This is a genomic window from Bacillus sp. FSL M8-0063 (assembly GCF_038005545.1).
GTDB lineage: Bacteria > Bacillota > Bacilli > Bacillales > Bacillaceae_G > Bacillus_A > Bacillus_A wiedmannii.
This window is the reverse complement of sequence record NZ_JBBOTJ010000001.1, coordinates 4,258,882-4,285,481: the sequence shown is the minus strand read 5'-3', so window position 1 is coordinate 4,285,481 and position 26,600 is coordinate 4,258,882. Positions and strand designations below refer to the sequence as shown.

Sequence of the window (26,600 nt, the reverse complement as noted above, 5' to 3'; positions counted from 1 at the left end):
AGGCACTTCAAACGAAGTGTCTTTTTTATTTTAGTGATACCCTTTAGCAGAGTCTTTATGAATTTTATTTTTAAAGATACTGTAGCTCCAAAGTTGATATCCAATAACAATTGGTACCATAACCATTGCAACGAAGAACATAATTTTTAAGTTTAATTGACTACCAGCTGCGTTATATAACGTTGTACTATAAGCGTCGTTAATACGAGATGGCAACATTCTTGGGAACATACCTGCAAATCCAGTTGTCATAAACATTGCGATTGTTAAGCAAACGAATGTGAATGCAAGACCGATTTTATGTTTGTACACCATAATAAGTGCGAGTACACTCATTAACATTGCAAGTACTGGCAGAATGAATAGTACAGGATATTCTGTGAAGTTTTGGAATAAATTTGTACGATTTGCAGTTGCTACATAGAAAATAGCTAAAATAATAGCAGCTGCCATTGAAAATGGTCTTGCGATTTTATAAGCACGATCAGATACTTCACCAGTCGTTTTAATTATAACCCAAAGGGCACCAGATACGACGAATATAGCTGTGAAGAACAGACCTCCTAAAATACCGTAATGATTTAATAAGCTAAGTAAATTTCCTTCATAGCCATTTTTTCCGATTTGTAGTCCGTAATAAAGGTTAGCGAACGTAACTCCGAATAAGAAGGCGATTAGGAAACTACCAATTGTAAATGCCCATTTACAAGTTTTTTGCCAAATTGGTGAATCGTCTTTATGCATAAATTCAAGTCCAGCAGCACGAGCAAACAGTGCGAGTAATACTAAAAATAGTGGTGTATATAAATAACTAAACATATTTGCATACGTGACTGGGAAGGCAGCAAATGTTGCGCCACCAGCTGTAATTAACCATACTTCATTACCACCCCAGAATGGGCCAATTGCTTCTTGTAATTGATTTCGTTCTTGTCGGTCTTTCGCAACGAAAGGAAAAATCATTCCGTTACCAAGTGCATACCCATCAAGAATGAAGTAAACTGTCCAAATCACGCCCCATAAACCAAACCAGATGATTGCAAGCATATCATGAGACATGAGCTGCACCTCCTTCAGTAGCAGGTTCTTCTAATGCTGCTGGTCCTTTTTTCGCGAACTTTAGCATTAAGTATACGTCTGCGATTAAAAGTAAAGTGTAGAACAAGATTAAACTAATTAATGAGAACCAAATTTGTGGAACAGATATAGGTGATACAGATTCTGCTGTACGCATTAGTTTATAAACTGTCCATGGTTGACGACCTACTTCGGCAACAATCCAACCAGCGTTAATTGCGATATATGGTAGTAAGACCGACCATATTGTGATTTTTAAATAACGTTTTGAGTTTTCTAGTTTTCCTTTTCGGTTTAAGTAGAAACCGTACCAAGTTAATGCCATAAAGAACATACCAAGTGCAACCATTAAGCGGAAGCTATAGTACACGAGGTTAACATTTGGACGTTCATCTTTCGGGATATCCTTTAAACCAACAATTTCGCCATCAAATGAGTTTGTATAGAAGAAACTCCCTAGTTTCGGAATCGTAAGGAATTCAAAGTTCTTTTCGTTTTTCACATCAGGAATTTGAACAATCGAGAAGCCTTGTCCTTTTCCAGTTTCCCAAACCGCTTCCATCGCAGCTCCTTTTGCTGGTTGATATTTAGCTGCTGATACACCAGACTGATGACCCATAAACGGTGTAACAGTTGCAGCGAATAAACCTAACATTAAACCAAACTTAAATGATTTTTTGAAGAATTCAACTTCATTTTTGCGTAATAAATGATAGGCACTAATTGCCATAACGAAGAAAGCACCAACGATATAACAACCAATTACAGTATGGAAGAACATGTTCCAAGCATATGGATTTGTCACAAGTGCCCAGAAATCACTTAATTCAGCGCGGCCGTTACGTACGACGTAGCCAACAGGGTTTTGCATAAAGCCGTTTGCTGTAATAATCCAAAGGGCGGAAATATTTGTTCCAAGTGCAACCATCCACATACAGAAGGCACGGAACTTTGGTGAAATTTTGTCTTTACCGAATAACCATATTCCCATGAAAGTAGATTCTAAGAAGAAGGCAACGAGTGCTTCGATTGCGAGAGGTGATCCGAAAATATCTCCCATATATTTGGAGTACTCAGACCAGTTTGTTCCAAATTGGAATTCCATCGTAATCCCAGTTATAATCCCCATTACGAAGTTAATTGTAAATAATTTACCCCAGAAATTTGCCATTTTGCGGTATGTTGGATTCAATGTGCGGGCGTATTGAGTTTCCATACATGCTACTAAAATAACAAGTCCGATTGTCAAAGGTACAAATAAAAAGTGATAAAAAATAGTAATTGCAAATTGAAAACGACTCAGTAACAGAACGTCGGACATAATAAATATTCACTCCTTTTTTACATTATCTACAATCAGTTTATAGTGAAAAAACGTTTTAAATAGGGGGGACTTGTTACAAAGGTGTGTGTATATTTTGAAAGAATTATGTCGGTTATCTGAAAATATCTTATTTTTACTATAAAGCAATATCCTTTTTGAGTTTTTTAAATTTTGGTACACTATATAAGTAATGTAAATGAGAGAAAAGAGGGTTCTTTACTATGAAGTCATTAGAAGAGATTTTACAATACAATGAAAAATTTGTTGAAGAAAAAAAATATGAAGAGTACGAAACAGGTAAATTTCCAAACAAAAAGATGGTAATTATCTCTTGTATGGATACTCGTCTTGTTGAATTATTACCGAAAGCGATGAATATGCGTAACGGTGATGTGAAAATTATTAAAGTAGCAGGCGCTGTTATTTCCCATCCGTTCGGAAGTATTATGCGTAGTATTTTAGTTGCTGTATACGAACTTGGTGCTGATGAAGTTTGTGTAGTTGGCCACCATGATTGCGGTATGGCTAAAATTCAAGCGAGCAGTACAATCGAGAAGATGAAAGAGCGCGGTATCACAGAAGAGAAATTAGATACACTTCGTTATTCTGGAATCGATTTAGAAAGATTCCTACAAGGATTCTCTAGTGTAGAAGAAAGTGTAGAACATAGCGTATCAATACTTCGCAACCATCCATTACTTCCTGAAGAAGTACCTGTTCACGGTCTTGTTATAGATCCTGACACAGGAAAATTAGATTTAGTTGTGAATGGTTACGATAATTAAGAATTTACTTTGTCATCCTTTTTATCTGGGACAGGATCAAATCCTCCCGGGTGGAAAGGGTGACATTTTAATATCCGCTTACAAGTTAGCAAAAAACCTTTTAGGGCACCATGTTTTTGAAATGCTTCTAATCCATAATGCGAGCAAGTTGGATAAAAGCGGCACGTTGGTGGTGTCATTGGAGAAATGAATTTTTGATAGAAGCGTATAATCCAAATAAAAATCTGTTTCATAATGGTCTCCTTTTCCGCATAGTCTTAAAGTATTATAGCACGACTGTACATAATACTTTACTAATGTTGATTTCCGTTATATCATATTGGATATAACGGAATTAAATTAAAAGCGGGAGAGATGTTGTATGCCATCAGTAGAAAGCTTTGAATTAGATCATACGATTGTAAAGGCGCCTTATGTAAGACATTGCGGAGTTCACAACGTAGGAAGTGACGGTATTGTAAATAAATTTGATATTCGTTTTTGCCAACCGAATAAACAAGCAATGAAACCAGATGTTATTCATACGTTAGAACATTTATTAGCATTTAATTTACGTAAATATATTGATCGTTATCCGCATTTTGATATTATCGATATTTCACCAATGGGCTGCCAAACAGGATATTATCTTGTAGTAAGCGGAACACCAACGGTTCGAGAAATTATTGATTTATTAGAACTAACATTAAAAGATGCGGTTCAAATTACAGAAATTCCAGCTGCAAATGAAACACAATGTGGTCAAGCGAAGCTTCACGACTTAGAAGGAGCTCAACGCTTAATGAACTTCTGGTTAAGCCAAGATAAAGATGAACTTGAGAAAGTGTTTGGATAGAAAGAAAAACTGCCTGTGAAAGGGCAGTTTTTTTATTTGTAGAAATGTATGTTATGAAGAGTATTGACTTTAACGTATACGTCAAAGTTTATAGTAGGGATAAATAAAGTAAGTAAAGGGAGGAAATGATGGATAAGTATAGCATTGGCGAAATTTCAAAAGAAACGAATGTAACGACGAGAACACTTAGATATTATGAGGAAATTGGATTGTTAAGACCGTCTTATGTTGCTGACTCAGGATATCGTTACTATTCAAAAGATGATGTAATTACATTGCAGCAAATCACAACTTTTAAAAAGCTTGGTTTTAAGCTTTCAGAAATAAAAGGAGTATTAAAAGAAGCAAAGGGGATTTCAGAAGAAGAAAGATGGAAGAATGCGATTCAAAATGAAATTCAAACAATACAAGGGGAAGTAAAAAGATTACAGGATTTAGAAAAGCTACTATATACAACATTTCATTCCATTGAATTAACAGGAGAGCTTAGAACAGAAGATTTAATGTTATTTATAAAATCAGTACAGGGAATTGATCAGAGGGAGAAATTTTGGAAAAGATATTTTAATGAGGAAGAGCAGCAGATTATTCAGGGCTTACCAACATTTGAAGAAAACGATAAAAGAACGAAAGAGTGGCTGCAAGTATTAAGAGAAATTCGCGAGCGTATAAATGAACCAGTAGATTCACCAGAAGTTCAACAATTGGCGGAGAAAGTAGTGGCTTTTTCCATGCATATATTTCAAGAAGATGAACAATTAATAAATAAGTATTGGGAATTAATTAGACCTGAAGAGGGGGAGATTGCAAAAGTATATGGACTTGATTCGGAAACAATGAAGTATATAGATGAAATGGTAGATTATTATTTGAAAAAGGAGGAAGATAAATGACAGCTATGCAAAAAGAGAAGCTATATGGAAAGGAGCACGCACGATTAGAGCGGCAATACTTTTGTAAACATGTGGGCATTTTCATTCTTGCGCAGCTTTTATTTATTTTTCTAATAGGGCTTGTACCAGCTCAAGAGTTACCAAGTGGATCTTATATTCTTCATATGAAAGAATGGATTTTGAATAAACAAATAGGCTTTTATAAAAATGAAACTATTAATACCATTATCAGTGTTTGGACATCGGTACTTATGATTCATTTTATATGGGCGATGTCCTACATTCTTTTTCCAAAAAAGAAACGTAGCTCTTCAAAACAAGAAATACGACAAGAGGTAAAAGAAGAAGTGAAAAAGAAAAAGGAGATTAGTACAAATAGGGCGTGGCTGTATTTAGTATTTGGAGGCTTAATCGAAATATATTGGGCAACGGGATTAAAAACAAATTCGATGAGTATTTTGACACTTATTGCAATTTTAGTTAGTTTTCATCTATTAATTGAAGCAACTAAAAGAATCCCAATTGGAACGGCATATGCAGTATTTACTGGAATTGGGACAGTGGGAACGATAGTAGTAGATATTTTATATTTTAAAGAGCCGTTCTCATTTATTAAAATTTTCCTTGTTTGTTTATTAGCACTATTTATTATCGGATTGAAATTTAGTGGTGACAAGGAAGAGGTGAAATAAAATGGCGTGGATGTATTTAATTATAGCTGGGCTTTTTGAAATTGTCGGTGTAATTGGGATAAAGAAAGTAGCAAAAGATAATAATTGGACGAATAATATTATTTTAATAGGTGGATTTATTATTAGTTTTCAATTTTTAACGATGGCACTCCAAGAAATTCAGTTATCAATTGCATATGCAGTTTGGACTGGGATTGGGACGCTCGGGGCAGCAGTTGTCGGTATTTTATTCTTTCAAGAGCCGAAAAATGCTTTTCGGATTATTTGTATCGTTGGAATTATGGGGACGATTATTGGGTTGAAAATGGTGAGTTAAAGAAGAGCAAAACATGCTCTTCTTTTTTATGAAAGTATACTAGACACCCCAACATATAAAATAAAGGCAGAACCGAGAAAATAAACAAATGCTTTTGCTTTTTGCCGCTCTTTTATTTCATCGATTCCAAAAAGGATAAACATAATACTCAAAAGGATAAAAACGTAGGGTAAAAGCATAGGGATATTTGCGAAGAAGCTAAATAGGGCGAGAATAAGAGCGATAGTAGCTATTATAATTCGAATGTTTTTAAACATATAATCCTCCTTTAAAAGAACATTATAAATGGAATAACAAAAACAATCGTAAAAAGACTTAAACCGATGCTAATAGCTCCAATTTGTTTTTGTTGTTTTTGAATCGTCTCAATTCCTACTAAAATGCCATATAAACTAAAGAGGAACAAAATGATAGGTGAAAAGGTTTGAAAGTTCATTGTAAATGTGCTGTATAAACATAAGATCAAAGTAATAAAAACGATGGTTAGCTGTAATTTTCTTATATGCACTTTAACCTCCTAGTAGAAAGATAGTTATTGAGAGACAAAAATTATAATAGCAACGCTTAAAGTGAATACGCCAGAAAAGAAGGAGAGTGTACTATGTACTTTCTTTTGTTTCTGTTTTTCTTCTGCGCTCAGGATGAAGGTCATAATAGATAAGGCGATGAGCATATAAGGCATTGTAACAAGTGCGTTTGTAAATATTACGGATAGGGCGAGAACGATGACGACAAGACGGATATAATGCGAAAGGTTTTTAGCATACAAATCTCCACCTTTTTAAATAAATTATTTACCGAAATAGTTCTGAGAAGCTAAGAAATAAAGCACCGGCTCCAGCTATGAAAGCAAGTATGCTGCTAGATTGTCTATGTTTTTTTATTTCTCCTAGCGCTACAGTGAAAGCCATTAATCCTAAGAAAAAGAACATATAAGGCATCATTTCTCTATTGCCAGTAAAAAATCCATAGATTGCTATACATAAAGCGATAAGTGAAAAAGTAATCTGTATCCCTTTTAGCATATATACCTCCAGTTATTTTATATAGTTGATAATGAGAACAATCAAAATGAAGCCTTTTTCCTTATTTGTTCAATGGTAATAAGAAACAGTAAAGTCCCTAATAGAAATTGTGAAAGTAGTAGAAAGTTATGTTGACCTGCCAGTAAACGAATACTGAATATGATGTGGGCTAAAATAAGTAGTATATGAAGCGTATTATGAATTCTTCTTGCTGTTTTTTGTATAAGGGTTATCTTCTGGCTTATCAACAGAATGTTTATAAGCGTAGCCTTTATTAATTGTCATGACGGAGAGTACTAGTATGACTAGGACGATTATAATACCGATAATTAATATTTTGAACATGGAATCCCTCCTTTTCTTTATTTTACATAATTTTGTAATTGATGAAAACAATAGAAATTAAAAGGATGAAAGAAGGGTGTTACATGGAGACGAAAAAAACATATTATATATCAATAGGAAACGGTCAAATTTCGCAAGTGAAGACGGCGGATACGTATAATTTTGAGGTTTCCGCAAGTGATGAGGAAATTACGGAGTTAAGAGAGTACTTTGATCAAGCATATGTAGAGGATTTAGGTTCATTTGTACGTTCTCACGTTCCATTTGTTGAGTATCATCACGATTCGAATAATGACCGATATGATGAACAACTACAAAAAGCATATAAAATGATTTACGATTTAGGAAATCATGAGACGAAAGAATTAGTCGCGCAAATGGGAATAATCAATGGATTGTAATTGGATAATATTATGCAGAAAAGCGAGAATATGCTACAATTTGTGGTAGGAAAAACTTGTAACCATCAATAGGGGAGTAATGGCATGTACAAATTTAAAGATTATTACCACAACACTGTACAATTATCGTTTGAACGTTATCCATTTTCTCCTGAGCCAAAGCATGTTTGGGTTGTATGCCGGTACGGGGATCAATGGTTATTAACGCATCATTTACGTCGCGGTCTTGAATTTCCAGGTGGTAAAGTAGAACTAGGGGAAACACCGGAAGAAGCGGCAGTTCGAGAGGTTCATGAAGAAACTGGCGGCATAGTTTCTGATTTAACTTACTTAGGACAATATAAAGTATCTGGAAAAGACAAAATAATCATTAAAAACATTTATTTTGCAACAATTAGTGCGGTAGAAGAACATACGCATTACGAAGAAACGAAAGGATCTGTTTTATTAACAGACATTCCTGACAATATTAAAACGGATAGAAAATTTAGCTTTATAATGCGTGACGATGTACTGGCGCGCACGATGAAACATATAGAAGAAATCGGCTGTTTTACGAAGTAAAGTGGCCGGTTTCTTTTTTTGTGTGCAAGAATAAATGTAAATATATATTTACATCATTTTGGGTATATTATACAATTTTGTAAAGATATATTTGCGTTTTAGGAGGGGAAAGATGGATAAAGGAAAAGAAACGACTGTTACTGTTTCGATGGTTAAATTAAATTTCTATTCATGCTGTATAGCATTCGCTCTGGCGATTGGAGTTAGTTTTTTACATTCACTTCTTTCAGGCGGGTTTCAAATTGAAATTACGTTACCAACCCTGTTTCTTTTTATTATCGCAATGATTGTTCTCGTTTGTATTCATGAAGCGATACATTTAATAGGGTTTCGCTATATCGGAGGCGTTCCATGGAGTGAACTGAAATGGGGCGTTAATTGGAAATTAGGTGTTGCATATGCTCATTCTAAACAGGCGATTACAGTAAAGCAAATGAAGAAAGTGTTAATGCTGCCGTTTTTACCAACTGGAATTTTGCCAATTGTAATTGGGTTAGCTACGAACGTGCAATCCATCTCATTTTTAGGGATTTTACTAACAGCAGGTTGTATCGGTGACATTGCTCTATATCAAAAAGTATCAAAGTTTCCAGAGGATGCGCAAGTTAAAGATCATCCGAGTAAACCGCAGTTTACAGTATATGAATAATAAAGGAAGGGGAGGCGTTTTTGAAAAACGGCCTCTTTTTTGTTTGTCAGCTTTTGTCGGTAAGTCGATATATTGTAAAAATCGCTAATATAATTTTCTAGAGATTGGCGCCGATCTACTAATGTTCCATCTAAGTCGAAGAAGACTGCTCGAATCATGGCCCCCCTTACAGTTTATTTAATTAAGTATCGCATATTCGTTAGAAATTGATTATGATATTTTTGTAGAATGGAACGACGGAGGTTTATATGAAGAGACTGTATGGCAAGTTAGTAGGGGTTATCGTCGCAATTGGTTTAATAGCAGGATGCGATAGTTCTATGAAGAGTGTGAAGGAAAAAGAAGTTTGTAAAACAGAAGAAGAATGCGTGGAAATAGGAGATAATAAACTTCAAAAAGTATATGAAAAAATAGATGGATTATCTGAGCTTGAAGCAGTAGAAGATTATGATATAGAAGAGCATGAAAATGCGGATATGAAAGGGGCAGAGCAGAAAAAAGAGGATGACGAAAATTATTTCTTTTTAGCTTCTTATTATATTGATGGTGATGAAATTGTAGATCCTTATTTTGAAAAAATAGAACGAAAACGTTTAAATAAAGTATTCGCTGAAGATAAAGAAGCGAAAGAAGAGGTGCTACAACAGCGTCAAGATAGAGGGTATCATGAAGACTTATGGGATATGTATCGTACTCTCATTCCAGCTCAATATCGCGGGAATATAACAGAATTTGATTTAATAACGGACGGTTATGACGGTGTTGTTGCTCACGTTATGCCTAGTATGGAGAATCCGAAAGATTGGATTCTTAGCTTAGATACGCTTGATTCGGCGGTAAATATCGATGAAGTGATGAAAACATTAATTCATGAGACGGCTCACGTGTTGACGCTCGGGTATAAGCAAATACCAGTAGATGAAAAGTATGTAAAGGATTTTGAAGAAGATAAAGATATTTCAACATACCGAAATAACTGTGAAACTCTTTTCTTACAAGAGGGATGTGCGAAGGAAAAATCTTATATTAATCAATTTTATAACTCTTTCTGGAAGGACATTGAGCAGGAGTGGACAGAAATGAAAGTGGAAGAAAGTGAAGAAACTCAAATTGAATTTTTTAAAGAAAAGCATGAGGAGTTTGTATCACAGTATGGAACGACAAATGTAGCGGAAGATATTGCAGATACGTTTACAGCATTTATTTTGCAAGATTCAAAAAAGGTGAAAGAAGGATCGGAGTTAAAGTATAAAAAAATTGCGTTCTTCTATCAGTTCCCTGAGCTTGTAAAAATGAGAGCGGAAGTGTTGTCGGGGTTATATGATGTTTCGAAAACGATAGAGTAACAAAGCGGACAATGACAATAATGAGAGGTATATATTTTTGCCAATAAAACGTAAAGAATTTTAGTTCTTTGCGTTTTTTTATGTTGATAAAATTGAAAATTCTGTCTTTTTGTAAAAAAGAAGAAGGAACTGAAGCTTTAAAAGAGAATTAGTATAAAAATGTCACAAATTAGACACAATTATAATGCGCATATTGTAGGGACTATAAGTTTACTCTCAAGGAGGTAATGAAACGTATGAAAACGATTCTTGCGGTTGCTGGTCTCATTTGGGTAATGTCTCACGGTTTTCCGATTTTTGAAGGAGAGCAAATTCGTAGTGCATTAAATAAAAAGTATGATGATTATCATGTAATAGATCGAAAAGAAAATGTCGTTACAGTACGTGTGAAAGATTGTTTCCATACAGTTACGGTTGCGGATGGAAACGTTACAAATGAAACAAAGATGTGTGATAAAAGGTAAAGAAAGAAGCTGACTATAGTCTATCGCCCTAAGTCAGCTTCTTTTTCGTTTTCCAATTAGAAGTTTTTCAAATGCCTCAACAAACACATACATAAGTGTTGCGAGGACACAGGTGAGTAGTACGCTCAGTAAGACGAGCGTGAAATTAAATACTTGGAATCCGTAGCTAATTAAGTAGCCAAGACCTTGTTTAGAGACGAGAAGTTCGCCGAATATAACACCGACCCATGATAAACCAACGTTCACTTTTAACGTTGAAATAATTGCTGGGAAGGATGCAGGGAGAACGACTTGCTTATAACATTGCCATTTATTCGCGCCAAATGTGTCCATCACTTTTATATAGTTAGAATCGACTTCTTGAAATGCGCTGTAAATAACGAGAATGGTAATGATGATGGAAATGATTACCCCCATTGCAATCGACGAAGAAATATTTGGACCGAAGATTACAATGATAATAGGTCCAAGTGCCACTTTTGGCATGGCGTTTAGGACGACGAGATAGGGGTCGAGCACGCGAGCGAGAAGTGGCATCCACCAAAGAAAAGTAGCGATAATAGCACCGAGCACTGTTCCAAGAATGAAGCCTACTCCTGTTTCAAGTAATGTCGTCCATATGTGAACCCAAAGCGAACCGTCAATCCATTTACTAAGGAAGAGATCCCAAATGCTTGAAGGAGAGCTAAAGAGTAAAGGATCAATCCACTCTTTTTTGCTAGCTATTTCCCATAGTGAAAAGAAAAGAATGAGCAGTAAAAACTGTAAAGAGCGTGCTAACCATGCGCGCCTACGTTCTTTCTTCCGAAACTGTTCATGTAGTTGCTTTATATTATCCAAGTCGCTCCAGCTCCTTCCATATATCTTGGAAGAGGGATGGGAAGTCATGGTGGTGGCGTGATTCTAACGGTGATAAGGAACGGATGCTTTCTGGGACGATAAATGTTTTTGCAATTTTTCCAGGATTCGCTTGTAGTAAATAAATACGATCACTCATCGCAATGGCTTCTTCAATATCGTGTGTGACAAGTAGTGATGTTTTTTTATAGTTACGTAATAATGTGAAGACGAGATTTTCTAGTTTCAACTTCGTTTGATAATCGAGAGCTGAAAAAGGTTCATCTAGCAATAAAATTTTCGGATCGGTCGCTAACGTTCGAACGAGAGCGGCACGTTGACGCATACCGCCGGACAGTTCACGAGGGTATTGCTCTTCTACATCATGTAGACCGACTTGCTTTAAAAGTTGTAAAGTATGTTTTTTCGTCTGTTCATTGTAAAGTTTTCGAGTGTGAAGTCCAAGCATAATATTTTCTTCAATTGTTTTCCAAGGGAACAAGTAATCTTGCTGCAGCATATACCCCATAGATGAAGTTTTTGTTGTAATGGGCTCACCATCTAAAAAGACGATGCCTTCAATTGGATCAAGTAACCCGGCAATAATGGAGAGGAGTGTTGTTTTGCCGCAACCACTTGGACCGAGTATAGAAATAAATTCGCCTTCTTCCACTTGTAAACTCATGTCTTCGAGAATCAATTTAGCATTCTCTTTTGCGAAAAAGCAGTGAGAAACGTTACGTATTTGTAAAAAACTCATACACTTCGCCTCTATTTCTTAATAACGCTTTCGGCAATTTTTGTATTGACGAGCGCTTCATGTGGAACTTCTTTTTGTAATTCGCCAGCTTCTTTCATAATCGTTTGGAGCTGTTTCCATTCTTCAGCATCTAATAGCGGATTTGTCGCATAAGAATGTTGCTTTTTATAACGTTCAATTACTTTTACTGTAATGTCCTTTGAAGTGTCTTTAAATAACGGAGAAACGACATCAGCAATCTCCTCTGGACTATGTGTATCAACCCATTGTTGTGCTTTATAGAGCGCACGTGTGAATTTTTCAGCAGCATCTTTATCTTTCTTTAAGAAGCTTTCTTTTGCCATGAACGTTGTATACGGAACAGTTCCAGATTCATTTCCGAACGAAGCGACGATAAACCCTTTTCCTTCTTTTTCGAATATACTTGCAGTCGGTTCAAAGAGCTGTACAAATTCCCCAGTACCAGATGCAAAGGCACTTGCAATGTTAGCAAATTCGATGTTTTGAATTAAGTTTGTATCTTTGTGAGGATCAATGCCATTTTTCTTTAAAACGTATTCTCCAACCATTTGCGGCATGCCGCCTTTACGCTGTCCTAAAAACGTAACACCTTTTACGTCATTCCAATTAAAAGAGTCTAATTTTTTACGCGAAACTAAAAATGTTCCGTCTGTTTGTGTAAGTTGTGCGAAGTTAATGATAGGGTCTTTTGCACCTTGTTGATGAACGTAAATAGACGTTTCAGAACCGACGAGAGCAATATCAATTCCGCCAGATAATAGGGCGGTCATCGTTTTATCTCCGCCAGCTGTTGTTTGGAGGTCAATATTTAATCCTTCATCTTTAAAAAATCCTTTTTCAATCCCGACATATAACGGGGCGTAGAAGAGAGAATGGGTAACTTCGCCGATGCGAATGTTTTGCGTTTGTTCTTTCGTACCTTCCTTTTTACTACTGCAAGCAGCAAATGTGAAAACAGCTAGTAACATGATGCAAAAAACAGCTATTAATTTTTTCACTATATGACACCTCCTAGAAGTCACTCTACAAGCATGATATGTAGGTAAGTGCCCATATGTGAGTGTGGATAGCAGGAATTTTTTGGGTGATAAAGAAGTACAAATATAAGGGGTGATAAAATGGATTACGAATATGATGATAGCGTACATTTACATCTTGATTATTTCGGAACAGAATGTGATATGGAATCGATTGCTTATAAGCGGAAGAATGAAGACGTGTGGGATGTGTATTTTAATTTTGGGACATATGGTCTTCAGAAAGATGAGATCGAGACAGGTAGATTTATGGACGAATATGCTGGTCATTACGTTTTTTCTGTACATGCTCGTGATCTTAGCTGGGAATTCGGAAGTGCTCAATTTGAAGAGTGGGTTTTGAGAAATCAAATAGTAGAAAAATCGCTGCAAAAATAGGGAGGAATTTTGTGGTCGATTTTCTCATTTTCTTGTTCATTTTCGTAATCGGATTTTTTATTATGCAAGTACTCGTTTATCGATTTGCAAAGAAAAATATTCAAAAATATACAAAAATAAAATGGATTCATATGTGGCTAGAGATGAATATGAAGAAGGGCCCGAGATTAGATCTTTTTGATTTTGTAGTTATCGTACTTGTATGTATTATATGGAAAGTATGGATGTCTTCTCTTATATAATACATATGCTCATGTCTGTTAGAATGAAGGAGAACCTGTCAGTGTTGGTAGGTTCTTTTTTTATGGTAATAATTTTGTGAAGCATAGTTCATTTATGCTGTTAGAATATAGAGCGAAGAAGTTTTATCCCGTTCAATCCTGAATGGTTCGGGCTTATTAAAATTTCACTGTATTTTTAAGGGGAAATTAAGGATACATGTGTATATTACAAGCACATAGGGAGACTAGCTGCATACAAATATGGTATTTTGTATAGGACAATATGTTTGTGGATGCGAGACGAAGGGGCAAAGGAAAGAGGGAATAAATTGCGTTTTGATTTTTTAACACGACAACGAAGAAGAGATGAATTTTATCTTAGTTTTTCTCCTCAGCAGTCGAGGAAGAACCTATTAATTTCTATCATTCTTAGTGGAATGTGGGCAATCTGTTTAGAAACGCTGTTTTTTGTTATGTTAAGATCTTTCGAATTCGAGAGAACTAAAGAATTTTTTAATGGGAAAATACAGCTAAGTATACTCATTATTGTTTTATGGAGTGTACTACTATACATCATTCATTTAAATAAAGGCATCAGTCATAAGCTGAGGCCGGCTATTCGAGTTTATGTTGTATTATTTTTAATTGCTCATACAATGAATTGGATGTATATCATAGTGCAGGAGGATATGAACCTTATAGTAGTAAATACATGGGTGTATTTACAATATGGACAGTATATATTAAGCCTATTATTTATTTATATGGTATACGTTTTTGCATATAATTTGCTTGGAAGAGTTTTCTTAAGTACAACGATAACTAGCTTAGTCTTACTTATTTTTGTGATGGTGAACCATTTTAAACTCATTTTTAGAGGAGAGCCATTTTACCCGTCGGATTTTACACAGATTGGTCATATGAATTCCGTTATACCGATGGTCATGGAGTATTTTAGTTTTTGGAATATGTTTCTGGCAATAGTGGGCATTGTTTTGATTATATTTGTAGTTATGTATATACGAAAGTACATTCCGGTTATAAAATCACATATTATTATGAGGATTATTTTAATATGCGGCTCTGCGTTTATGTTGTATGGATATAGTAACTACCCTACTACCTTTATGAATAATATATTTATAAAAAGTGGAGTAGACATCCGCGCGTGGAATCAAGCCGCAAATTATAAGGTGAATGGTTTTGTTATAGGATTTTTAAGCAACTTAGATACGACAGTCATTAAAGAGCCGAAAGAATATTCAAAAGAAAATATGCAGCAAATTGCAAAGGATATAGAAAAACAATATGGCGATAAAATAAAAGGACAAAAAAAAGCAGAGAAGCCGAATATTATATTTATTATGAGTGAAGCTTTTTGGGATCCGACAAAATTAACGAATCTTTCATTTAGCGAAGATCCAGTGCCGAATTTACATCATTATATAGAGAATTTCCCAGGGGGACAAACGATAGCTCCTACATTTGGAGGAAATACAGCGAATACAGAATTTGAAGCGTTAACGAGTTACTCGATGAGTCTTTTAATGCCAGGTTCTATACCATATCAACAAGCTGTTCCAAGCCAAAAAGAGATTCCATCGATTGCAAGTGAGTTGAAAAAACAAGGGTATTATGCAAGTGCAATTCATGCGTTTAATCGATCGTTTTATAAACGTGAAGATGTATATAAAACATTGGGATTCGATAATTTTAATGCAGAAGATACGATGAAAAATAAAGAAGTAGTGGGAGACAATATTGGTGATTTATCTATGAGTAAAGAAATCATAGATGAATTAAATAAGAGAAAACAACCTACATTTATTCATGCGGTGACGATGCAAAATCATTTTCCGTATACGCCAAATATGTTTGGAGAAAATAAAATAGAAATTAGTGGATTAACAGAAGAGGAATCGAAGGCGGAATTAGAAGCATATACAGAAGGGATAAGATTATCGGATGAGGCTCTGCAATATTTAATCGAGCAGCTTGACGATCTAGATAGACCTACTTTAATAGTCTTCTTTGGAGACCATTTACCTATGTTAGGAACTAATAAGTCTATTTATAAAGAATCAGGATATATAGAAAATGAAGAGACAGTAAGAGAAAGATTAATTATGTCAGAAACGCCATTGTTAATGTACGCAAATTTCGATTTGCCAAATGACAATTTAGGTTTAGTAAGTCCGATTTATTTTTCTAGTCTTGTTTTTGATTATGCAGGATTAAATCAATCACCATTTTATCAATTTTTATCGAAAATGCATAAAGAAATACCAGTTCTTAGAGATGAGTTAAAGGTTAATAAAGATGGAGAAGAGATAACAGATTTAACAAAGGAACAAAAAGAAATGTTAGAGCAATATAAAATGATCCAATATGATTTACTTGCTGGAAAGCAGTATAGTAAAGATATACTTTTTAAATAGAACAAACAAAAAGAACTTGTATAACGATACAAGTTCTTTTTTTATAGTATTTAACGGGGTAACCAGACAAGCTGGGTTTAGGGAGTATTACCTGTACATTTAGTATAAATGAAAATGTAATCGTTTTATTGATTGATTTGTGAGAAATATGTGAATTTTGATCTTTTCAAAAACCGCGTTCCTATCGAAACGATTTGGTATAGATTTTTATGAATGCAAAAACTTTATAAGTTCTTCATTTAATTCATCCGCTTGATCGATTGGAGAGCCGTGACCGCTATTTGTAAGAGGATGTAACTGAGAATTTTTAATCCGTTTTTGCGTGAGTTCAGCGCTTTTGTAAGGGATAAGTTGATCGTGAACACCATGGAATATTTTTGTTGGGACGTTAATTTTACTTAAATCTTTCGTTACATCTTCATTTGCAGCTGCTTGCAATATTTTGATGAGAGCGTAGGAAGCAGACTGCATACCGAGATAAGAAAACCATTCTAACGTAGCAGATCCTAAGTTTCTATTAAAAAATGATAAAGATACATCATTTAAAAATTTTGGCATATTGGCATACATTTGATTAATGAGGGTATCTGCTTGTTCTTTTGGGACACCATAGGGAGATTCTTGATTTTTAACGAAAGAAGGGGAAACAGCATCGACTAATACAAGTTTAGAAATGCGATGACCATTGTAGCGAGACATGTACCGAATAGAAAGAGCGCCACCTACTGAAAAACCGACTAATGTAGCATTTTCTACTTGAAGTGCTTCTAGAACAATGGCGATATCGTCTGCTAAACGATCGTATGTGTAACCAGTCCACGGTTTATCAGATTGTCCGTTTCCGCGTATATCCATAGCGATACAGCGGAAACCGTACTGTGGTAACACATTGAGTTGATATTGGTACATTTGATGATTTAAAGGCCAGCCGTGGACGAAGAACACGGTTTTACTACCGGGTCCAGGATTAACGTCTTGCACAAAAATATGCACATCTTTCTCGACGGTAACAAACATAAATTATCCCCCTAACCTATTCATATGCTCTATCCCAAAAGCGTTGTTTCGTCATAGCTTTAATAAATTCATTCGCCAGGAGCGTAGGGTTCTGTTCTAGTAAGACACCAGGCTTTCCTTTAATATTTAAAGATTGAATAACAGTAGATCCATTTTGGAAGGCACCAATTGGCTTAAAGTGATTATATGATTCTACGACAAATGAACTCGCTTTATTAAGAAACTGTTCATCAAGGTTTCCTCCAATAAGAAGTAGCCCATCATAAAGAAGTGAAGATCCTGTTAAAAAAGTATCATTCACGTCCCAACGTACATTTTGCGTTCCTTGTACAATACCTAATCGTTCGGAAACAATTACTGGTTGCAACCCAACTTGTTTGAATTGATTTAGTATATATTGCGCGTTTTGTCCGTCATATCCATTTGCAACAATGACACCTACTCGTAATGTATTAGGACTAAATGTCGTATTTGCCATACTGAGTGCTGGCGATGATTTCGTAACGCTCGATTCTTGAATATTTGGGACTTTTGCTCCGACCGCTTCAGCGACTAATGTAGCTAGTTCACTACTAATATGTCCAATCATATTTACGACTTGTTGACGGACGGATTTACTTTTTACTTTTCCTAATTCAAAGGAGAAGGCTTGCATAATATGAACTTTTTCGACGTTACTCATACTATTCCAAAATAAACGTGCTTGAGAGAAATGATCTTTGAAACTGGCGGCTGTTTCTCTCGTTTTATGCCCTGATACAGTAGAAGGGTATGTAACGAACCCACCCTTTGTACCGGGGACAGTGTAAGGAGTGTTATTTGCTAAGGAATTATTATGGTAAGCGATTTTTCCTTTATCAATTATATATTTAGATGCACCATCTCTTTGATTGTTATGAAATGGGCATACAGGACGGTTAATCGGTAATTCTTGATAATTTGTACCGACGCGTGCCAATTGAGTGTCTGTATAAGAAAAGAGTCTACCTTGTAAGAGCGGATCATTGGTGAAATCAATACCACGGATGATACTTCCAGGATGAAGTGCGACTTGCTCTGTTTCAGCGAATACATTCTCGACGTTGCGATTTAATGTCATTTTTCCGATGATTTTAACGGGGAAATCTTCTTCAGGCCAAATTTTCGTTGCATCTAATATATCGAAATCGTATTTAAATTCATCCTCTTCTTCTAGAATTTGAATACCAAGTTCGTATTCAGGATAGTTTCCAGCATTAATATTTTCCCATAAATCACGGCGATGGTAATCTGGATCAGCACCACCTAATTTTTGCGCTTCATCCCAAATTAATGAGTGAATGCCGAGCTTCGGCTTCCAGTGAAATTTTACGAATCGTGACTTTCCATTTTTATTCACTAAGCGAAATGTATGAACGCCAAACCCTTGCATCATTCGAAAACTTCTTGGAATGGCACGATCAGACATAATCCACATCATCATCGCAGCCGATTCTTGGTTATTGGCGATGAAGTCCCAAAATGTATCATGTGCTGTTTGTCCCTGTGGAATCTCATTATGCGGCTCAGGTTTAAGGGCGTGAATAAGATCAGGGAATTTAATGCCATCTTGAATGAAAAAAATAGGAATATTGTTTCCGACTAAATCAAAATTTCCTTCTTCTGTATAAAATTTAACAGCGAACCCTCGTACATCTCGATTTGTTTCATTCGCACCTTTTGATCCAGCCACTTCAGAGAAGCGAACAAAAAGTGGTGTTTTTTTTGAAGGGTCCTGTAAAAAGTGGGCCATTGTTAGTTCCTCTAAAGATTCATATAGCTCGAAAATACCATGTGCGCCGTATCCTCTTGCATGAACGACTCTTTCAGGAATTCGTTCACGATCAAAATGAGCAAGTTTTTCCCGCATAAGAAAATCTTCTAGAAGGGTAGGACCACGATCGCCGACGGTTAAAGAGTTTTCATCATTTGAAATTGTAACACCTGTATTTGTTGTCATTTCCTTTCCTTCATTCTCACGCGTGAAGGATTCCAGTTGTTCTGTCTTTTTATTTTTTTTGCCGTTCATATAAAACACCTCCCATAATATACGTATTATTGTTTATAGCTTTTATGCTTATATATAGTCTGAAGATACTTCGCTCTATTGGGATGATTTTCCTCAATTGTTCGATTTATCTTTGTTTGTCTATGAAAATCATTTATTATAATAAATGGTATTCTTCGAGATATTATTTTGAAGGGGTGTTGAAGTGAAAGGAAAATTTCTATCATATAAAGAAGAAGAAAGGAATGCCAAAATCTTTTTGTGGGTGCTATATGTCATTGTTGTTTTATACCAAATTTCCTACGGAATCTTATTAGAAAATAAATCACTAATGGATAAAGGACATAGCATAATATGGCAAGTTATTTGCGGAACAGCAATATTGGGCGTGAATATATATTTAATAAAAAAAGAGAAAGCAACCCTTGTTAAATATGCATGTATTTTTGCATACATAGGGATAGAAATGGCTAATATACTTTCGTATATGCTTTATAATAAGGCGGTATTTGATGCGGTAAATATAATAGAAATTATTCTTATTTTCTTTGTACCTATATTTATAAATAAAAGATTTTTTGTGTGCGTACTTGTCACTATTATAGGGAAATATTTAATTTATTTATTTGTATTAGAGGAAGTAAAAGCGTTTATGTTCCTCATTATGTATACACTCGTATTAATAGCAGCATACATCATTTTAAATCGATTTATACAATACCTTTCAGCGGTAAAGAAAAGTATTAAGATTGCTAGTGAATCACAAAAATTAGCGGTAGTCGGAAAAATGGCAGCGACAGTAGGACATGAAATTAAAAATCCACTTGCTTCATTAAAAGGATTTACGCAATTACAACGAGAGAAGCATGGAGAGGATCCTGTTTATAAACAGATGATTTTTGAAATAGAAAATATGAATAGTATGATAAGTGAGTTAATGGAAGTTGCTACATGTAAACCTTCTATTTATAAGAAACATAATATAGGAGAAATTGCATTACAAGTAGTAACAATTGTCCGCGAAAAAATGAATGAATCCAACATTCAGCTTATTTCTAGTGTAGAAGAAAAGACGATAGAAGTTGAATGCGATGAGCGGAAAATAAGAGGAGTCGTGCTATATGTTATAAAAAATGCTCTGGAGGCAATGGAGCAAGGTGGCACATTAGATTTACGATTAGAAAATAAAGGACAAGATTATGTAATGCTAAGTGTAATCGATAATGGTTACGGTATTAAGAAGGAAAACTTAGCACGTGTTAAAGAGGCCTTTTATACAACGAAGCAAGATAAAATTGGCCTGGGACTTACGGTAGCGGATCGCATTGTCAACGAACATCTTGGTAAGTTACGTATTTCAAGTGAAAGAGATAAGGGAACGAGAATAGATATTATTCTCCCAAAAAAATATGGAAATAATGAAATACAAGTGGGAGAAAAGCTAGGAGTTACCATATGAATAAAGACGATATATTTAAAAATGAAGAAATAAAGGCGCTGAAAGTATTTTTAAGTTTATTTTTTGTTATATTTTTTGTATACGATCTTGCCTATGAATTTATTGTACCTTTAATAGGAGGAGAGCAAGAAGGAGTAGGAGAATTTGAAGATGGTTTAGGTTTATGGCTTTATTTCCTGATGGTGGTCTTATTTTGTACTGGAATATATTTTATGAAATGGAAAAATCCATTTGCAGTAAAGTATATTATTTTAATTGGATATAATTTATTAGATTTTATCCATAATTTTATGATTTACTACGGTAGTGATGCTGAGTTTGATGGTGGGAATATAGTAGAAGGATTTTTTATTTTATTTGCACCAATCTTTGTGAACAAAAGGTATTTTTGGTTAGTTACAGGGATACTTGTTGGAAAGTACGCTCTTACAGGAATCATTATTCAATCGTCACTCGTTTTAATCCCAATGGCATTATATAGCGTATTTACTATCATATGTTGGATTATGTTTTTGAGATTTCATTCTTACGTTCGTACGCTTGAGATGATGGATAAAGAAATAGAACAAACAGAAAAACTAGCAACTGTTGGGAAAATGGCAACAGTTATTGGCTACAAAATTAGAGGACCTCTAGCGAATTTAGATAAGTTTGTGAATAAGCAAGCGAATAAATATCCTGAGGATAAAATATATAGTGATATCATGAAACAAGAAGTAGAACGAATTCATACAATCGCTACAGAACTTAGTGGATTTGAGAAATCTAAATCACCAGAATCAGAAATTCATAATATAGAAGAAATTATCGCTTATGTTATTCGAGTTATGGGTAAGCCTGCTCTAAAGCAAGGAGTGCACATACAAGGTATTTATAGTAAAGACATACCATCGATTACATGCGAGGAAAAACGATTAAAGCAAGTATTCTTTAATTTAATTAAAAATGCAATTGAAGCAATGTCAGTTGGCGGAACGATTACGATTAAAGTGACTGTAGAAGATGCAATCATTGTTCAAGTTAAGGATGAGGGATGCGGCATCCCAAAAGACAAAATTCCGAAGCTAAATGAAGCTTTTTACACAACGAAAGAAACGGGAACAGGTTTAGGTTTAGTAGTTACAGAAAAAATTATTAAAGACCACAACGGTAAAATGAGTTTTGAAAGTGAAGTTGGAGTTGGAACGACTGTGAAGGTTATATTGCCGATATCATGAAAAACTATTTTTAAAAGGGAGATCACTTATTTGAGAGGGGGTCTCCCTTTTTTATTGTGAATGAGAGTAAGGCAATCTGATAAAGGTAGGTAAGTTAATTCTATTAAAATAGTATATACTGAACTTGTCTGTTATTTGTTTTAATTCATTTGTATTTCTATTTGTTGACCCGAATCTCGGGTCTTTTTTTGTTAAATAAATTATTTTTTAGTAAGGGCTATATATCAGTGATTAAAAAAATAGAGTATACAGCACTTGCAGTAATGCCAGGGGTAATATGAAGGGAGACAGCATCTCCTCTCGAAACTGAGTTTCCAGTTGTAATGCTAGTCCAAGTTACAGTAGCGGGACCTACTGCTGGATTAGGATTAAACACTTGAATTTGTCTTGATCCAGTATCCGTTGGTTTAATTGAAAATACGATAGTTCCTGTAATTTTGTCAGTTGTAGTTAAAGTAAGAGTAGATAGGATGTAACTAGAGGTAGGGGCAGTGAGGTTTGTTGGGACATTCCTGCAAATATTAATCGTATAAACAGCAGCAGGTAAGTTATTTACATTTATAGATGCAGCAAAGCCAACTATACTACCGGCTCCAGCAGTGACATATGGAATAACATTGGAGTCAATTCCAGGAGAACCCGCTATACGTTGGAAACCAGCATTTGTTCCTTGAAAAACAATACTTTTTGCTGAAGGACTACCTGCAGTTCCAGAAGGCCCGGTAATGCCAGCGGGTCCGGTACTACCAGCAGGTCCGGTGTTCCCAGTAGGTCCACTTTCTACTAATACGATATAATCTGAAGATACATTTGGAAATCCTTGAGGTGCATCTTTTTTTACAACATAGCCGCTGCTCGTATAAGTGACAACTTGTCCTTTTTTATAGGTGGGAGCGGCTGCTAGACTAAAGGCCGTAGTACTTTGGAAACCAGCTCCGGAAGGCCCGGCAGAGCCAGTAGGTCCAGTACTACCAGTGGGTCCGGTGTTCCCGGCAGGTCCAGTGCTACCAGTGGGACCAGTGTTTCCGTTAGAGCCACTGTTGCGTCTGCCGTCGCAACTAAAACAATTACGTGGGTACATGTATGTTCTCCTTTCTATATTTTGGAAAATTCGTTTTAAAAATAGAACTACTATATACATATTATGAATTCTATATTTTTGTGTGTTCGATCGTATTGTGTATAGATTTCAAAAATAGAGAGGAGAGTGGAATCGTTACAACGTTTCTCTTTTGGGCCGAAAGTAACACCTAAGTCAAAATTACACTGCAAATAAATCTTAAAGTGATTTTTATTTTTTCACATCAAGATAGGAAGCGGATAGGAAACAAATAAAACCTGAAATCCAGCCAATAGAAGGAGAATAAGGAAGTATATATTGTAATACCATTCCGCTAGAAATAAAAAAGCTACCGAGTAGACCTAAGAAGATGGGGTATCGCAGTAAGTTGAACATAGTGATACAAAACCTCCTTTATCACATAGATTAGTCTTAATTTTCAGTATACTACCTTTTAGAAAAATAGTGGTACAATATAGGAAGGATACGAGAAGAGAGGATGAAGATTAACGTATGTACGTTACTGTAACAGAAGCAGCATATAAAAAGATTATGGATACGATTCCAAATGAAGCGAAATATATAAAGTTATTTTACGATAATGAAGGTTGCGGTTGTGTAATGAGCGGAATTATCGATTTAGTCGCTGTAGCAGAAAAAGATGAGCGCGATGTAGATATCGAATCTAGCGTAATGAACTTTATCGCAGATCGCACAAAGCTTGTATTTATGGATGATAAGTTAACAGTTGATTGGCATGAAAGTGGAGGAACTTTTCAGCTGAAGAGCCCGAGTCAATTTTATAATCCGAATATGAAGTTACACGTTCGAGTGTAAGAAAGAAAAGGTGATTCCAAAATATTTTTGGAGCCACCTTTTTTTATTGTATAAGTCGCTATATTTAAAAAATCGCCGATATAATTTCATGTATCAAACAAAGCAAACCTCTCCATACAATACAAAGATTTTTTCACATAATGAAATGTACATGTGATTGAATTTTCTGTATAATCTTATTTGCGGAGGGGATACGCATGAGAAAATGGGGGATGGAGTTATTAATTTTAAGTGTGGTTATTATTTGGGGGATTAATTTTACGATTGCGAAATATGGACTTTTAGAATTTACAGCAATTGAGTTTACTGCACTTCGGATGATATCAGCGGCACCGCTTATGTTACTCCTTACATTTTTTATTGAAAAGTCGGTTTATATGGAACGAAAGGATATACCTAGATTAATCATCGTTAGCGTTGTAGGTATTGTACTGTATCAAACATTATTTATGGAAACTGTCCAATATACATCCGCTACAAATGCCTCTTTACTCATTTCTATTTCACCTATTTTTACAACTGTATTTGCTATTTTTTTGAAACAAGAAAAGTATTCTTCGCGAAAGCTCATCGGTTCTATAATTGCCTTTGGTGGTGCTGTATTAGTTTTAGTAGCAGGGCATTCGCTTGCTAGTTCTTTTTATGGTAACGGAATTGGACTTATTACATCAATATGCTGGGGGCTTTATCCTGTTTTAGCAGGTCCATTAATTAAAAAATATTCAGCACTACGTGTTACCGCATGGTCAGCATTAGTTGGCGCGATTCCGCTTTTATTGTTAAGTGGACCACATGTATTTATAATGCCATTTCACATTACACACGGAATGACACTATTCGCTTTACTATATTCCATTTTCTTTGTGACAGTATTTGGTTTAGTGATGTGGTATGTTGGTATTCAAAAAATTGGCGCATCACATACGATGGTATATATGTATATAACGCCACTTGTAGCTGTTTTATTTGCAGCTGTATGGGCAAATGAATATGTATCATTTCAACAAATAATCGGTGGAATTATTATTTTCTTCGGTCTATGGTTTGTGAAATCAGAGAAAGTAAAAATTCATTCTACTGCGAGGGAATCTATATCAAAATAGGAAAACAGATCACCTATGATCTGCTTTCCTATTTTTTTATTTTTGGTAAGAAGATGAGAAATAAGATAGCAGTAATAAGTGGAATTAAGTTTAAAAATGGAATACGGAAGAGTGTGATAAGAATAATACCTGGAAGAAGAACACCGAGGACAGCGTAGAAAATACTATGATTTTTCGTGTACCAATACAATGAAAGTCCAATAAGTGCAGGGATAATGAGGTGAATGAGAGCCATTAGAAAATAAATCATTAGACGCCCCCTTTATTTGTGTACTTATTACATCATATCCGTATGTTCATAGATTGATATCACTTTTTTCATAAATGGACGAAAATTGTTTGGAAAAACGTCACAAATTATGAGAATATGATGTTTGAAATCTTGTATAATATTATTTCCTGAAAACATTTGAACAACATAAACACACTGTTTATGTTGTTTTTAATTTGAGTGAAATGAATTTTAAGTAGTATGAACTCGAAAGAAATGAGTTATACAGCTTTTGTTGGATAGATAAAAATTACTGAAGAGGAGAACAGCATGATTAGTATGTCATTAAGATCGTTTAAAATTCAATCGTATTATTTACTAGGTTTTCTTTTACTAGGATGGATGTTAACGCCATTTTCAGCTCATTTTCTAGGTGCTGGAATTGGACTGATTGTAAGTATGTATTGTGTTTGGCTTTTAGGGAGAAGAATTGAGAAGCTTGGAGATAGTATCGTAAAGAAAACGAAAGCACCGACGCTCGGTATGTTTAATCGTTTTGCAGCTGCTATTTTGGGTGCTGTTATTATGTACGAAATTGAACATCATATGGTTATGTGGGCATTTGCAGTAGGGATTCTGGGTGGCTATTTCTTAATTGTTGTGAATTTAGGCTACTATAGTATGAAAGATGAGGAAGAATTAACGAAGAGCTAAAAAGATAAAAAGCCTCTTTTTAGATGAAATAGAGGATCCGGTGGGGGGATAGTACAATTGGAAGCGTAACTTTGCATAAAATATAGGTTTCCGCTTCCAATAAGTTAACATGAAATCACTTAGTAGTATAACTCTCAGGTTCTTTAAAAAAGTTAGATACAATACAACAAACTATTCCGGTAATTAGAATAATGTATTTTATCGTTTCACTTGTATGCTCAAATAAATTAACGTTAAGCATCACAAGTCCCCAAAACATTTGAATGGCTCCATAACTGAATAATATTTTTCCTGTACGAGAAAAATTATTCATAGCCCTCTTCCTTTCCTGTATATGTAAATTTTATCGTAAAAAACTATAAAACGAATGATTATAAAATGATTTTTTTGTAAATTTTTGGGTTATTAGTATGCAATTTTATGAGCTAAGTCACAGATGAAGAGATTAAAGTTGTACTTTATATAATATATAGAAAGAAGCTTACGTCAAAAACGTAAGCTTCTTTTTTATGTAAGTGTGTATAACCGTTAAGCCGCATTGGGTTTTG

At 35.0% G+C, this 26,600-nt stretch carries 34 protein-coding genes and 2 pseudogenes; 18 read left to right on the top strand and 18 right to left on the bottom strand.

Going from position 1 to position 26,600, the window contains the following annotated elements; all coding sequences use genetic code 11:
- Positions 1–30: 30 nt before the first annotated feature.
- Both cydB and cydA read right to left on the bottom strand, forming a co-directional pair.
- The gene (cydB, locus tag MKX31_RS21945; protein WP_098110794.1) at positions 31–1,059 is read right to left on the bottom strand and encodes a cytochrome d ubiquinol oxidase subunit II; all 1,029 of its coding nucleotides are present in this window, start codon (positions 1,057–1,059) and stop codon (positions 31–33) included.
- Positions 1,049–2,398 carry a cytochrome ubiquinol oxidase subunit I gene (gene cydA, locus MKX31_RS21940; protein WP_098110793.1) on the bottom strand — a complete coding sequence of 450 codons (1,350 nt, stop codon included), beginning with the start codon at positions 2,396–2,398 and terminating at the stop codon, positions 1,049–1,051. The genes cydB and cydA overlap by 11 nt, the downstream gene beginning before the upstream one ends.
- A 224-nt stretch (positions 2,399–2,622) precedes the next feature.
- Here cydA and MKX31_RS21935 point away from each other — a divergent pair, with 224 nt between their 5' ends.
- Positions 2,623–3,186 (top strand): beta-class carbonic anhydrase, encoded by a 564-nt coding sequence (locus tag MKX31_RS21935; RefSeq protein ID WP_000838167.1) that lies wholly within the window; start codon positions 2,623–2,625, stop codon positions 3,184–3,186.
- Here MKX31_RS21935 and yidD read toward each other — a convergent pair.
- Positions 3,183–3,419 (bottom strand): membrane protein insertion efficiency factor YidD, encoded by a 237-nt coding sequence (gene yidD, locus MKX31_RS21930; RefSeq protein WP_098110792.1) that lies wholly within the window; start codon positions 3,417–3,419, stop codon positions 3,183–3,185. The genes MKX31_RS21935 and yidD overlap by 4 nt on opposite strands.
- A 128-nt stretch (positions 3,420–3,547) precedes the next feature.
- Here yidD and luxS point away from each other — a divergent pair, with 128 nt between their 5' ends.
- From luxS to MKX31_RS21910, 4 genes are all read left to right on the top strand, one after another.
- Positions 3,548–4,021 (top strand): S-ribosylhomocysteine lyase LuxS, encoded by a 474-nt coding sequence (gene luxS, locus MKX31_RS21925; protein WP_001141371.1) that lies wholly within the window; start codon positions 3,548–3,550, stop codon positions 4,019–4,021.
- Between the two features lie 128 nt (positions 4,022–4,149).
- Complete coding sequence (locus tag MKX31_RS21920) at positions 4,150–4,914, top strand: MerR family transcriptional regulator (RefSeq protein WP_064474482.1); 765 nt, start codon at positions 4,150–4,152, stop codon at positions 4,912–4,914.
- Positions 4,911–5,606 carry a DMT family transporter gene (locus MKX31_RS21915; protein WP_081257152.1) on the top strand — a complete coding sequence of 232 codons (696 nt, stop codon included), beginning with the start codon at positions 4,911–4,913 and terminating at the stop codon, positions 5,604–5,606. The genes MKX31_RS21920 and MKX31_RS21915 overlap by 4 nt, the downstream gene beginning before the upstream one ends.
- 1 nt (position 5,607) lies before the next feature.
- Positions 5,608–5,922, top strand: a complete 315-nt coding sequence (locus MKX31_RS21910) for a DMT family transporter (RefSeq protein WP_000312450.1) — start codon at positions 5,608–5,610, stop codon at positions 5,920–5,922.
- A gap of 26 nt (positions 5,923–5,948) precedes the next feature.
- On the opposite strand, the gene MKX31_RS21905 is transcribed toward MKX31_RS21910, so the two are convergent.
- The 5 genes and pseudogenes from MKX31_RS21905 to ytzI form a co-directional block, all read right to left on the bottom strand.
- Positions 5,949–6,179, bottom strand: coding sequence for a YczI family protein (locus tag MKX31_RS21905; RefSeq protein WP_064474484.1), 231 nt, complete (start codon positions 6,177–6,179; stop codon positions 5,949–5,951).
- A gap of 11 nt (positions 6,180–6,190) precedes the next feature.
- Complete coding sequence (locus MKX31_RS21900) at positions 6,191–6,430, bottom strand: hypothetical protein (protein WP_064474485.1); 240 nt, start codon at positions 6,428–6,430, stop codon at positions 6,191–6,193.
- Between the two features lie 24 nt (positions 6,431–6,454).
- A pseudogene (locus MKX31_RS21895) lies at positions 6,455–6,687 on the bottom strand (DUF3953 domain-containing protein).
- 29 nt (positions 6,688–6,716) lie between these two features.
- Positions 6,717–6,947 (bottom strand): YczI family protein, encoded by a 231-nt coding sequence (locus MKX31_RS21890; protein WP_064474486.1) that lies wholly within the window; start codon positions 6,945–6,947, stop codon positions 6,717–6,719.
- Between the two features lie 195 nt (positions 6,948–7,142).
- Positions 7,143–7,292 carry a YtzI protein gene (gene ytzI, locus MKX31_RS21885; RefSeq protein WP_000472802.1) on the bottom strand — a complete coding sequence of 50 codons (150 nt, stop codon included), beginning with the start codon at positions 7,290–7,292 and terminating at the stop codon, positions 7,143–7,145.
- 83 nt (positions 7,293–7,375) lie between these two features.
- On the opposite strand from ytzI, the gene MKX31_RS21880 reads away from it, so the two are divergent.
- The 3 genes from MKX31_RS21880 to MKX31_RS21870 all read left to right on the top strand — a co-directional run bounded on the left by MKX31_RS21880 (position 7,376) and on the right by MKX31_RS21870 (position 8,906).
- Positions 7,376–7,693 carry a hypothetical protein gene (locus tag MKX31_RS21880; RefSeq protein ID WP_064474487.1) on the top strand — a complete coding sequence of 106 codons (318 nt, stop codon included), beginning with the start codon at positions 7,376–7,378 and terminating at the stop codon, positions 7,691–7,693.
- A gap of 84 nt (positions 7,694–7,777) precedes the next feature.
- The gene (mutTA, locus tag MKX31_RS21875) at positions 7,778–8,257 is read left to right on the top strand and encodes an antimutator 8-oxo-(dGTP/GTP)ase (protein ID WP_000276386.1); all 480 of its coding nucleotides are present in this window, start codon (positions 7,778–7,780) and stop codon (positions 8,255–8,257) included.
- A gap of 112 nt (positions 8,258–8,369) precedes the next feature.
- The gene (locus MKX31_RS21870; protein ID WP_064474488.1) at positions 8,370–8,906 is read left to right on the top strand and encodes a DUF3267 domain-containing protein; all 537 of its coding nucleotides are present in this window, start codon (positions 8,370–8,372) and stop codon (positions 8,904–8,906) included.
- A gap of 71 nt (positions 8,907–8,977) precedes the next feature.
- On the opposite strand, the pseudogene MKX31_RS21865 reads toward MKX31_RS21870, so the two are convergent.
- A pseudogene (locus tag MKX31_RS21865) lies at positions 8,978–9,064 on the bottom strand (HAD family hydrolase); the annotation flags it as partial.
- Between the two features lie 90 nt (positions 9,065–9,154).
- Here MKX31_RS21865 and MKX31_RS21860 point away from each other — a divergent pair.
- Together MKX31_RS21860 and MKX31_RS21855 are read left to right on the top strand one after the other, a co-directional pair.
- Positions 9,155–10,252: a hypothetical protein gene (locus MKX31_RS21860; protein WP_098110789.1), complete on the top strand. Its 1,098-nt coding sequence runs from the start codon at positions 9,155–9,157 to the stop codon at positions 10,250–10,252.
- Between the two features lie 236 nt (positions 10,253–10,488).
- Complete coding sequence (locus tag MKX31_RS21855) at positions 10,489–10,716, top strand: hypothetical protein (protein WP_000849118.1); 228 nt, start codon at positions 10,489–10,491, stop codon at positions 10,714–10,716.
- Between the two features lie 33 nt (positions 10,717–10,749).
- Here the strand turns inward: MKX31_RS21855 and MKX31_RS21850 are convergent, their stop codons facing one another.
- From MKX31_RS21850 to MKX31_RS21840, 3 genes are read right to left on the bottom strand one after another with little or no spacing between them, the layout of a single operon-like run.
- Positions 10,750–11,556 carry an ABC transporter permease gene (locus MKX31_RS21850; RefSeq protein WP_242289862.1) on the bottom strand — a complete coding sequence of 269 codons (807 nt, stop codon included), beginning with the start codon at positions 11,554–11,556 and terminating at the stop codon, positions 10,750–10,752.
- Positions 11,549–12,313, bottom strand: coding sequence for an ABC transporter ATP-binding protein (locus MKX31_RS21845; RefSeq protein ID WP_098110787.1), 765 nt, complete (start codon positions 12,311–12,313; stop codon positions 11,549–11,551). Before MKX31_RS21845 ends, MKX31_RS21850 begins: the two co-directional genes overlap by 8 nt.
- Before the next feature lie 11 nt (positions 12,314–12,324).
- The gene (locus tag MKX31_RS21840; protein WP_064474492.1) at positions 12,325–13,332 is read right to left on the bottom strand and encodes an ABC transporter substrate-binding protein; all 1,008 of its coding nucleotides are present in this window, start codon (positions 13,330–13,332) and stop codon (positions 12,325–12,327) included.
- A 120-nt stretch (positions 13,333–13,452) separates the two neighbouring features.
- On the opposite strand from MKX31_RS21840, the gene MKX31_RS21835 reads away from it, so the two are divergent.
- From MKX31_RS21835 to MKX31_RS21825, 3 genes are all read left to right on the top strand, one after another.
- Positions 13,453–13,749 carry a DUF3986 family protein gene (locus MKX31_RS21835; protein WP_064474493.1) on the top strand — a complete coding sequence of 99 codons (297 nt, stop codon included), beginning with the start codon at positions 13,453–13,455 and terminating at the stop codon, positions 13,747–13,749.
- A gap of 11 nt (positions 13,750–13,760) precedes the next feature.
- Positions 13,761–13,991, top strand: coding sequence for a hypothetical protein (locus MKX31_RS21830; protein ID WP_064474494.1), 231 nt, complete (start codon positions 13,761–13,763; stop codon positions 13,989–13,991).
- 272 nt (positions 13,992–14,263) lie between these two features.
- Positions 14,264–16,408 (top strand): LTA synthase family protein, encoded by a 2,145-nt coding sequence (locus MKX31_RS21825; RefSeq protein ID WP_064474495.1) that lies wholly within the window; start codon positions 14,264–14,266, stop codon positions 16,406–16,408.
- Between the two features lie 207 nt (positions 16,409–16,615).
- Here the strand turns inward: MKX31_RS21825 and MKX31_RS21820 are convergent, their stop codons facing one another.
- On the bottom strand, positions 16,616–17,425 hold the full coding sequence (locus tag MKX31_RS21820) for an alpha/beta fold hydrolase (RefSeq protein ID WP_340981500.1): 810 nt from the start codon (positions 17,423–17,425) through the stop codon (positions 16,616–16,618).
- A gap of 16 nt (positions 17,426–17,441) precedes the next feature.
- Positions 17,442–19,472, bottom strand: a complete 2,031-nt coding sequence (locus tag MKX31_RS21815) for a catalase (protein ID WP_064474496.1) — start codon at positions 19,470–19,472, stop codon at positions 17,442–17,444.
- A gap of 184 nt (positions 19,473–19,656) precedes the next feature.
- Here MKX31_RS21815 and MKX31_RS21810 point away from each other — a divergent pair, with 184 nt between their 5' ends.
- Positions 19,657–20,910 carry an ATP-binding protein gene (locus MKX31_RS21810; RefSeq protein WP_064474497.1) on the top strand — a complete coding sequence of 418 codons (1,254 nt, stop codon included), beginning with the start codon at positions 19,657–19,659 and terminating at the stop codon, positions 20,908–20,910.
- Positions 20,907–22,127: an ATP-binding protein gene (locus tag MKX31_RS21805; protein ID WP_064474498.1), complete on the top strand. Its 1,221-nt coding sequence runs from the start codon at positions 20,907–20,909 to the stop codon at positions 22,125–22,127. The genes MKX31_RS21810 and MKX31_RS21805 overlap by 4 nt, the downstream gene beginning before the upstream one ends.
- Before the next feature lie 217 nt (positions 22,128–22,344).
- Here MKX31_RS21805 and MKX31_RS21800 read toward each other — a convergent pair whose 3' ends face one another.
- The gene (locus MKX31_RS21800; RefSeq protein WP_340981499.1) at positions 22,345–23,208 is read right to left on the bottom strand and encodes a collagen-like protein; all 864 of its coding nucleotides are present in this window, start codon (positions 23,206–23,208) and stop codon (positions 22,345–22,347) included.
- Positions 23,209–23,418: 210 nt separating this feature from the next.
- Complete coding sequence (locus tag MKX31_RS21795) at positions 23,419–23,583, bottom strand: hypothetical protein (protein WP_081257154.1); 165 nt, start codon at positions 23,581–23,583, stop codon at positions 23,419–23,421.
- A 117-nt stretch (positions 23,584–23,700) separates the two neighbouring features.
- On the opposite strand from MKX31_RS21795, the gene MKX31_RS21790 reads away from it, so the two are divergent.
- Complete coding sequence (locus MKX31_RS21790) at positions 23,701–24,024, top strand: iron-sulfur cluster biosynthesis family protein (protein WP_064474500.1); 324 nt, start codon at positions 23,701–23,703, stop codon at positions 24,022–24,024.
- A gap of 197 nt (positions 24,025–24,221) precedes the next feature.
- Positions 24,222–25,127, top strand: a complete 906-nt coding sequence (locus MKX31_RS21785) for a DMT family transporter (RefSeq protein ID WP_098101752.1) — start codon at positions 24,222–24,224, stop codon at positions 25,125–25,127.
- A gap of 28 nt (positions 25,128–25,155) precedes the next feature.
- On the opposite strand, the gene MKX31_RS21780 is transcribed toward MKX31_RS21785, so the two are convergent.
- Complete coding sequence (locus tag MKX31_RS21780; protein WP_000639042.1) at positions 25,156–25,377, bottom strand: hypothetical protein; 222 nt, start codon at positions 25,375–25,377, stop codon at positions 25,156–25,158.
- A gap of 291 nt (positions 25,378–25,668) precedes the next feature.
- Here MKX31_RS21780 and MKX31_RS21775 point away from each other — a divergent pair, with 291 nt between their 5' ends.
- Entirely contained in the window at positions 25,669–26,052 is a 384-nt protein-coding gene (locus MKX31_RS21775; RefSeq protein WP_000624934.1) for an ATP synthase subunit I, read from the top strand.
- A 115-nt stretch (positions 26,053–26,167) separates the two neighbouring features.
- Here MKX31_RS21775 and MKX31_RS21770 read toward each other — a convergent pair whose 3' ends face one another.
- Positions 26,168–26,365, bottom strand: a complete 198-nt coding sequence (locus tag MKX31_RS21770; protein ID WP_258126613.1) for a hypothetical protein — start codon at positions 26,363–26,365, stop codon at positions 26,168–26,170.
- Between the last annotated feature and the right edge of the window lie 235 nt (positions 26,366–26,600).

What these genes read in the sequence shown, in the direction of transcription:
- cydB (WP_098110794.1), bottom strand. Translation starts at nt 1,059, where the DNA reads ATGTCTCATGATATGCTTGCAATCATCTGGTTTGGTTTATGGGGCGTG.
- cydA (WP_098110793.1), bottom strand. Translation starts at nt 2,398, where the DNA reads ATGTCCGACGTTCTGTTACTGAGTCGTTTTCAATTTGCAATTACTATT.
- MKX31_RS21935 (WP_000838167.1), top strand. Translation starts at nt 2,623, where the DNA reads ATGAAGTCATTAGAAGAGATTTTACAATACAATGAAAAATTTGTTGAA.
- yidD (WP_098110792.1), bottom strand. Translation starts at nt 3,419, where the DNA reads ATGAAACAGATTTTTATTTGGATTATACGCTTCTATCAAAAATTCATT.
- luxS (WP_001141371.1), top strand. Translation starts at nt 3,548, where the DNA reads ATGCCATCAGTAGAAAGCTTTGAATTAGATCATACGATTGTAAAGGCG.
- MKX31_RS21920 (WP_064474482.1), top strand. Translation starts at nt 4,150, where the DNA reads ATGGATAAGTATAGCATTGGCGAAATTTCAAAAGAAACGAATGTAACG.
- MKX31_RS21915 (WP_081257152.1), top strand. Translation starts at nt 4,911, where the DNA reads ATGACAGCTATGCAAAAAGAGAAGCTATATGGAAAGGAGCACGCACGA.
- MKX31_RS21910 (WP_000312450.1), top strand. Translation starts at nt 5,608, where the DNA reads ATGGCGTGGATGTATTTAATTATAGCTGGGCTTTTTGAAATTGTCGGT.
- MKX31_RS21905 (WP_064474484.1), bottom strand. Translation starts at nt 6,179, where the DNA reads ATGTTTAAAAACATTCGAATTATAATAGCTACTATCGCTCTTATTCTC.
- MKX31_RS21890 (WP_064474486.1), bottom strand. Translation starts at nt 6,947, where the DNA reads ATGCTAAAAGGGATACAGATTACTTTTTCACTTATCGCTTTATGTATA.
- ytzI (WP_000472802.1), bottom strand. Translation starts at nt 7,292, where the DNA reads ATGTTCAAAATATTAATTATCGGTATTATAATCGTCCTAGTCATACTA.
- MKX31_RS21880 (WP_064474487.1), top strand. Translation starts at nt 7,376, where the DNA reads ATGGAGACGAAAAAAACATATTATATATCAATAGGAAACGGTCAAATT.
- mutTA (WP_000276386.1), top strand. Translation starts at nt 7,778, where the DNA reads ATGTACAAATTTAAAGATTATTACCACAACACTGTACAATTATCGTTT.
- MKX31_RS21870 (WP_064474488.1), top strand. Translation starts at nt 8,370, where the DNA reads ATGGATAAAGGAAAAGAAACGACTGTTACTGTTTCGATGGTTAAATTA.
- MKX31_RS21860 (WP_098110789.1), top strand. Translation starts at nt 9,155, where the DNA reads ATGAAGAGACTGTATGGCAAGTTAGTAGGGGTTATCGTCGCAATTGGT.
- MKX31_RS21855 (WP_000849118.1), top strand. Translation starts at nt 10,489, where the DNA reads ATGAAAACGATTCTTGCGGTTGCTGGTCTCATTTGGGTAATGTCTCAC.
- MKX31_RS21845 (WP_098110787.1), bottom strand. Translation starts at nt 12,313, where the DNA reads ATGAGTTTTTTACAAATACGTAACGTTTCTCACTGCTTTTTCGCAAAA.
- MKX31_RS21835 (WP_064474493.1), top strand. Translation starts at nt 13,453, where the DNA reads ATGGATTACGAATATGATGATAGCGTACATTTACATCTTGATTATTTC.
- MKX31_RS21825 (WP_064474495.1), top strand. Translation starts at nt 14,264, where the DNA reads ATGCGAGACGAAGGGGCAAAGGAAAGAGGGAATAAATTGCGTTTTGAT.
- MKX31_RS21820 (WP_340981500.1), bottom strand. Translation starts at nt 17,425, where the DNA reads ATGTTTGTTACCGTCGAGAAAGATGTGCATATTTTTGTGCAAGACGTT.
- MKX31_RS21815 (WP_064474496.1), bottom strand. Translation starts at nt 19,472, where the DNA reads ATGAACGGCAAAAAAAATAAAAAGACAGAACAACTGGAATCCTTCACG.
- MKX31_RS21805 (WP_064474498.1), top strand. Translation starts at nt 20,907, where the DNA reads ATGAATAAAGACGATATATTTAAAAATGAAGAAATAAAGGCGCTGAAA.
- MKX31_RS21800 (WP_340981499.1), bottom strand. Translation starts at nt 23,208, where the DNA reads ATGTACCCACGTAATTGTTTTAGTTGCGACGGCAGACGCAACAGTGGC.
- MKX31_RS21795 (WP_081257154.1), bottom strand. Translation starts at nt 23,583, where the DNA reads ATGTTCAACTTACTGCGATACCCCATCTTCTTAGGTCTACTCGGTAGC.
- MKX31_RS21790 (WP_064474500.1), top strand. Translation starts at nt 23,701, where the DNA reads ATGTACGTTACTGTAACAGAAGCAGCATATAAAAAGATTATGGATACG.
- MKX31_RS21785 (WP_098101752.1), top strand. Translation starts at nt 24,222, where the DNA reads ATGAGAAAATGGGGGATGGAGTTATTAATTTTAAGTGTGGTTATTATT.
- MKX31_RS21780 (WP_000639042.1), bottom strand. Translation starts at nt 25,377, where the DNA reads ATGATTTATTTTCTAATGGCTCTCATTCACCTCATTATCCCTGCACTT.
- MKX31_RS21775 (WP_000624934.1), top strand. Translation starts at nt 25,669, where the DNA reads ATGATTAGTATGTCATTAAGATCGTTTAAAATTCAATCGTATTATTTA.
- MKX31_RS21770 (WP_258126613.1), bottom strand. Translation starts at nt 26,365, where the DNA reads ATGAATAATTTTTCTCGTACAGGAAAAATATTATTCAGTTATGGAGCC.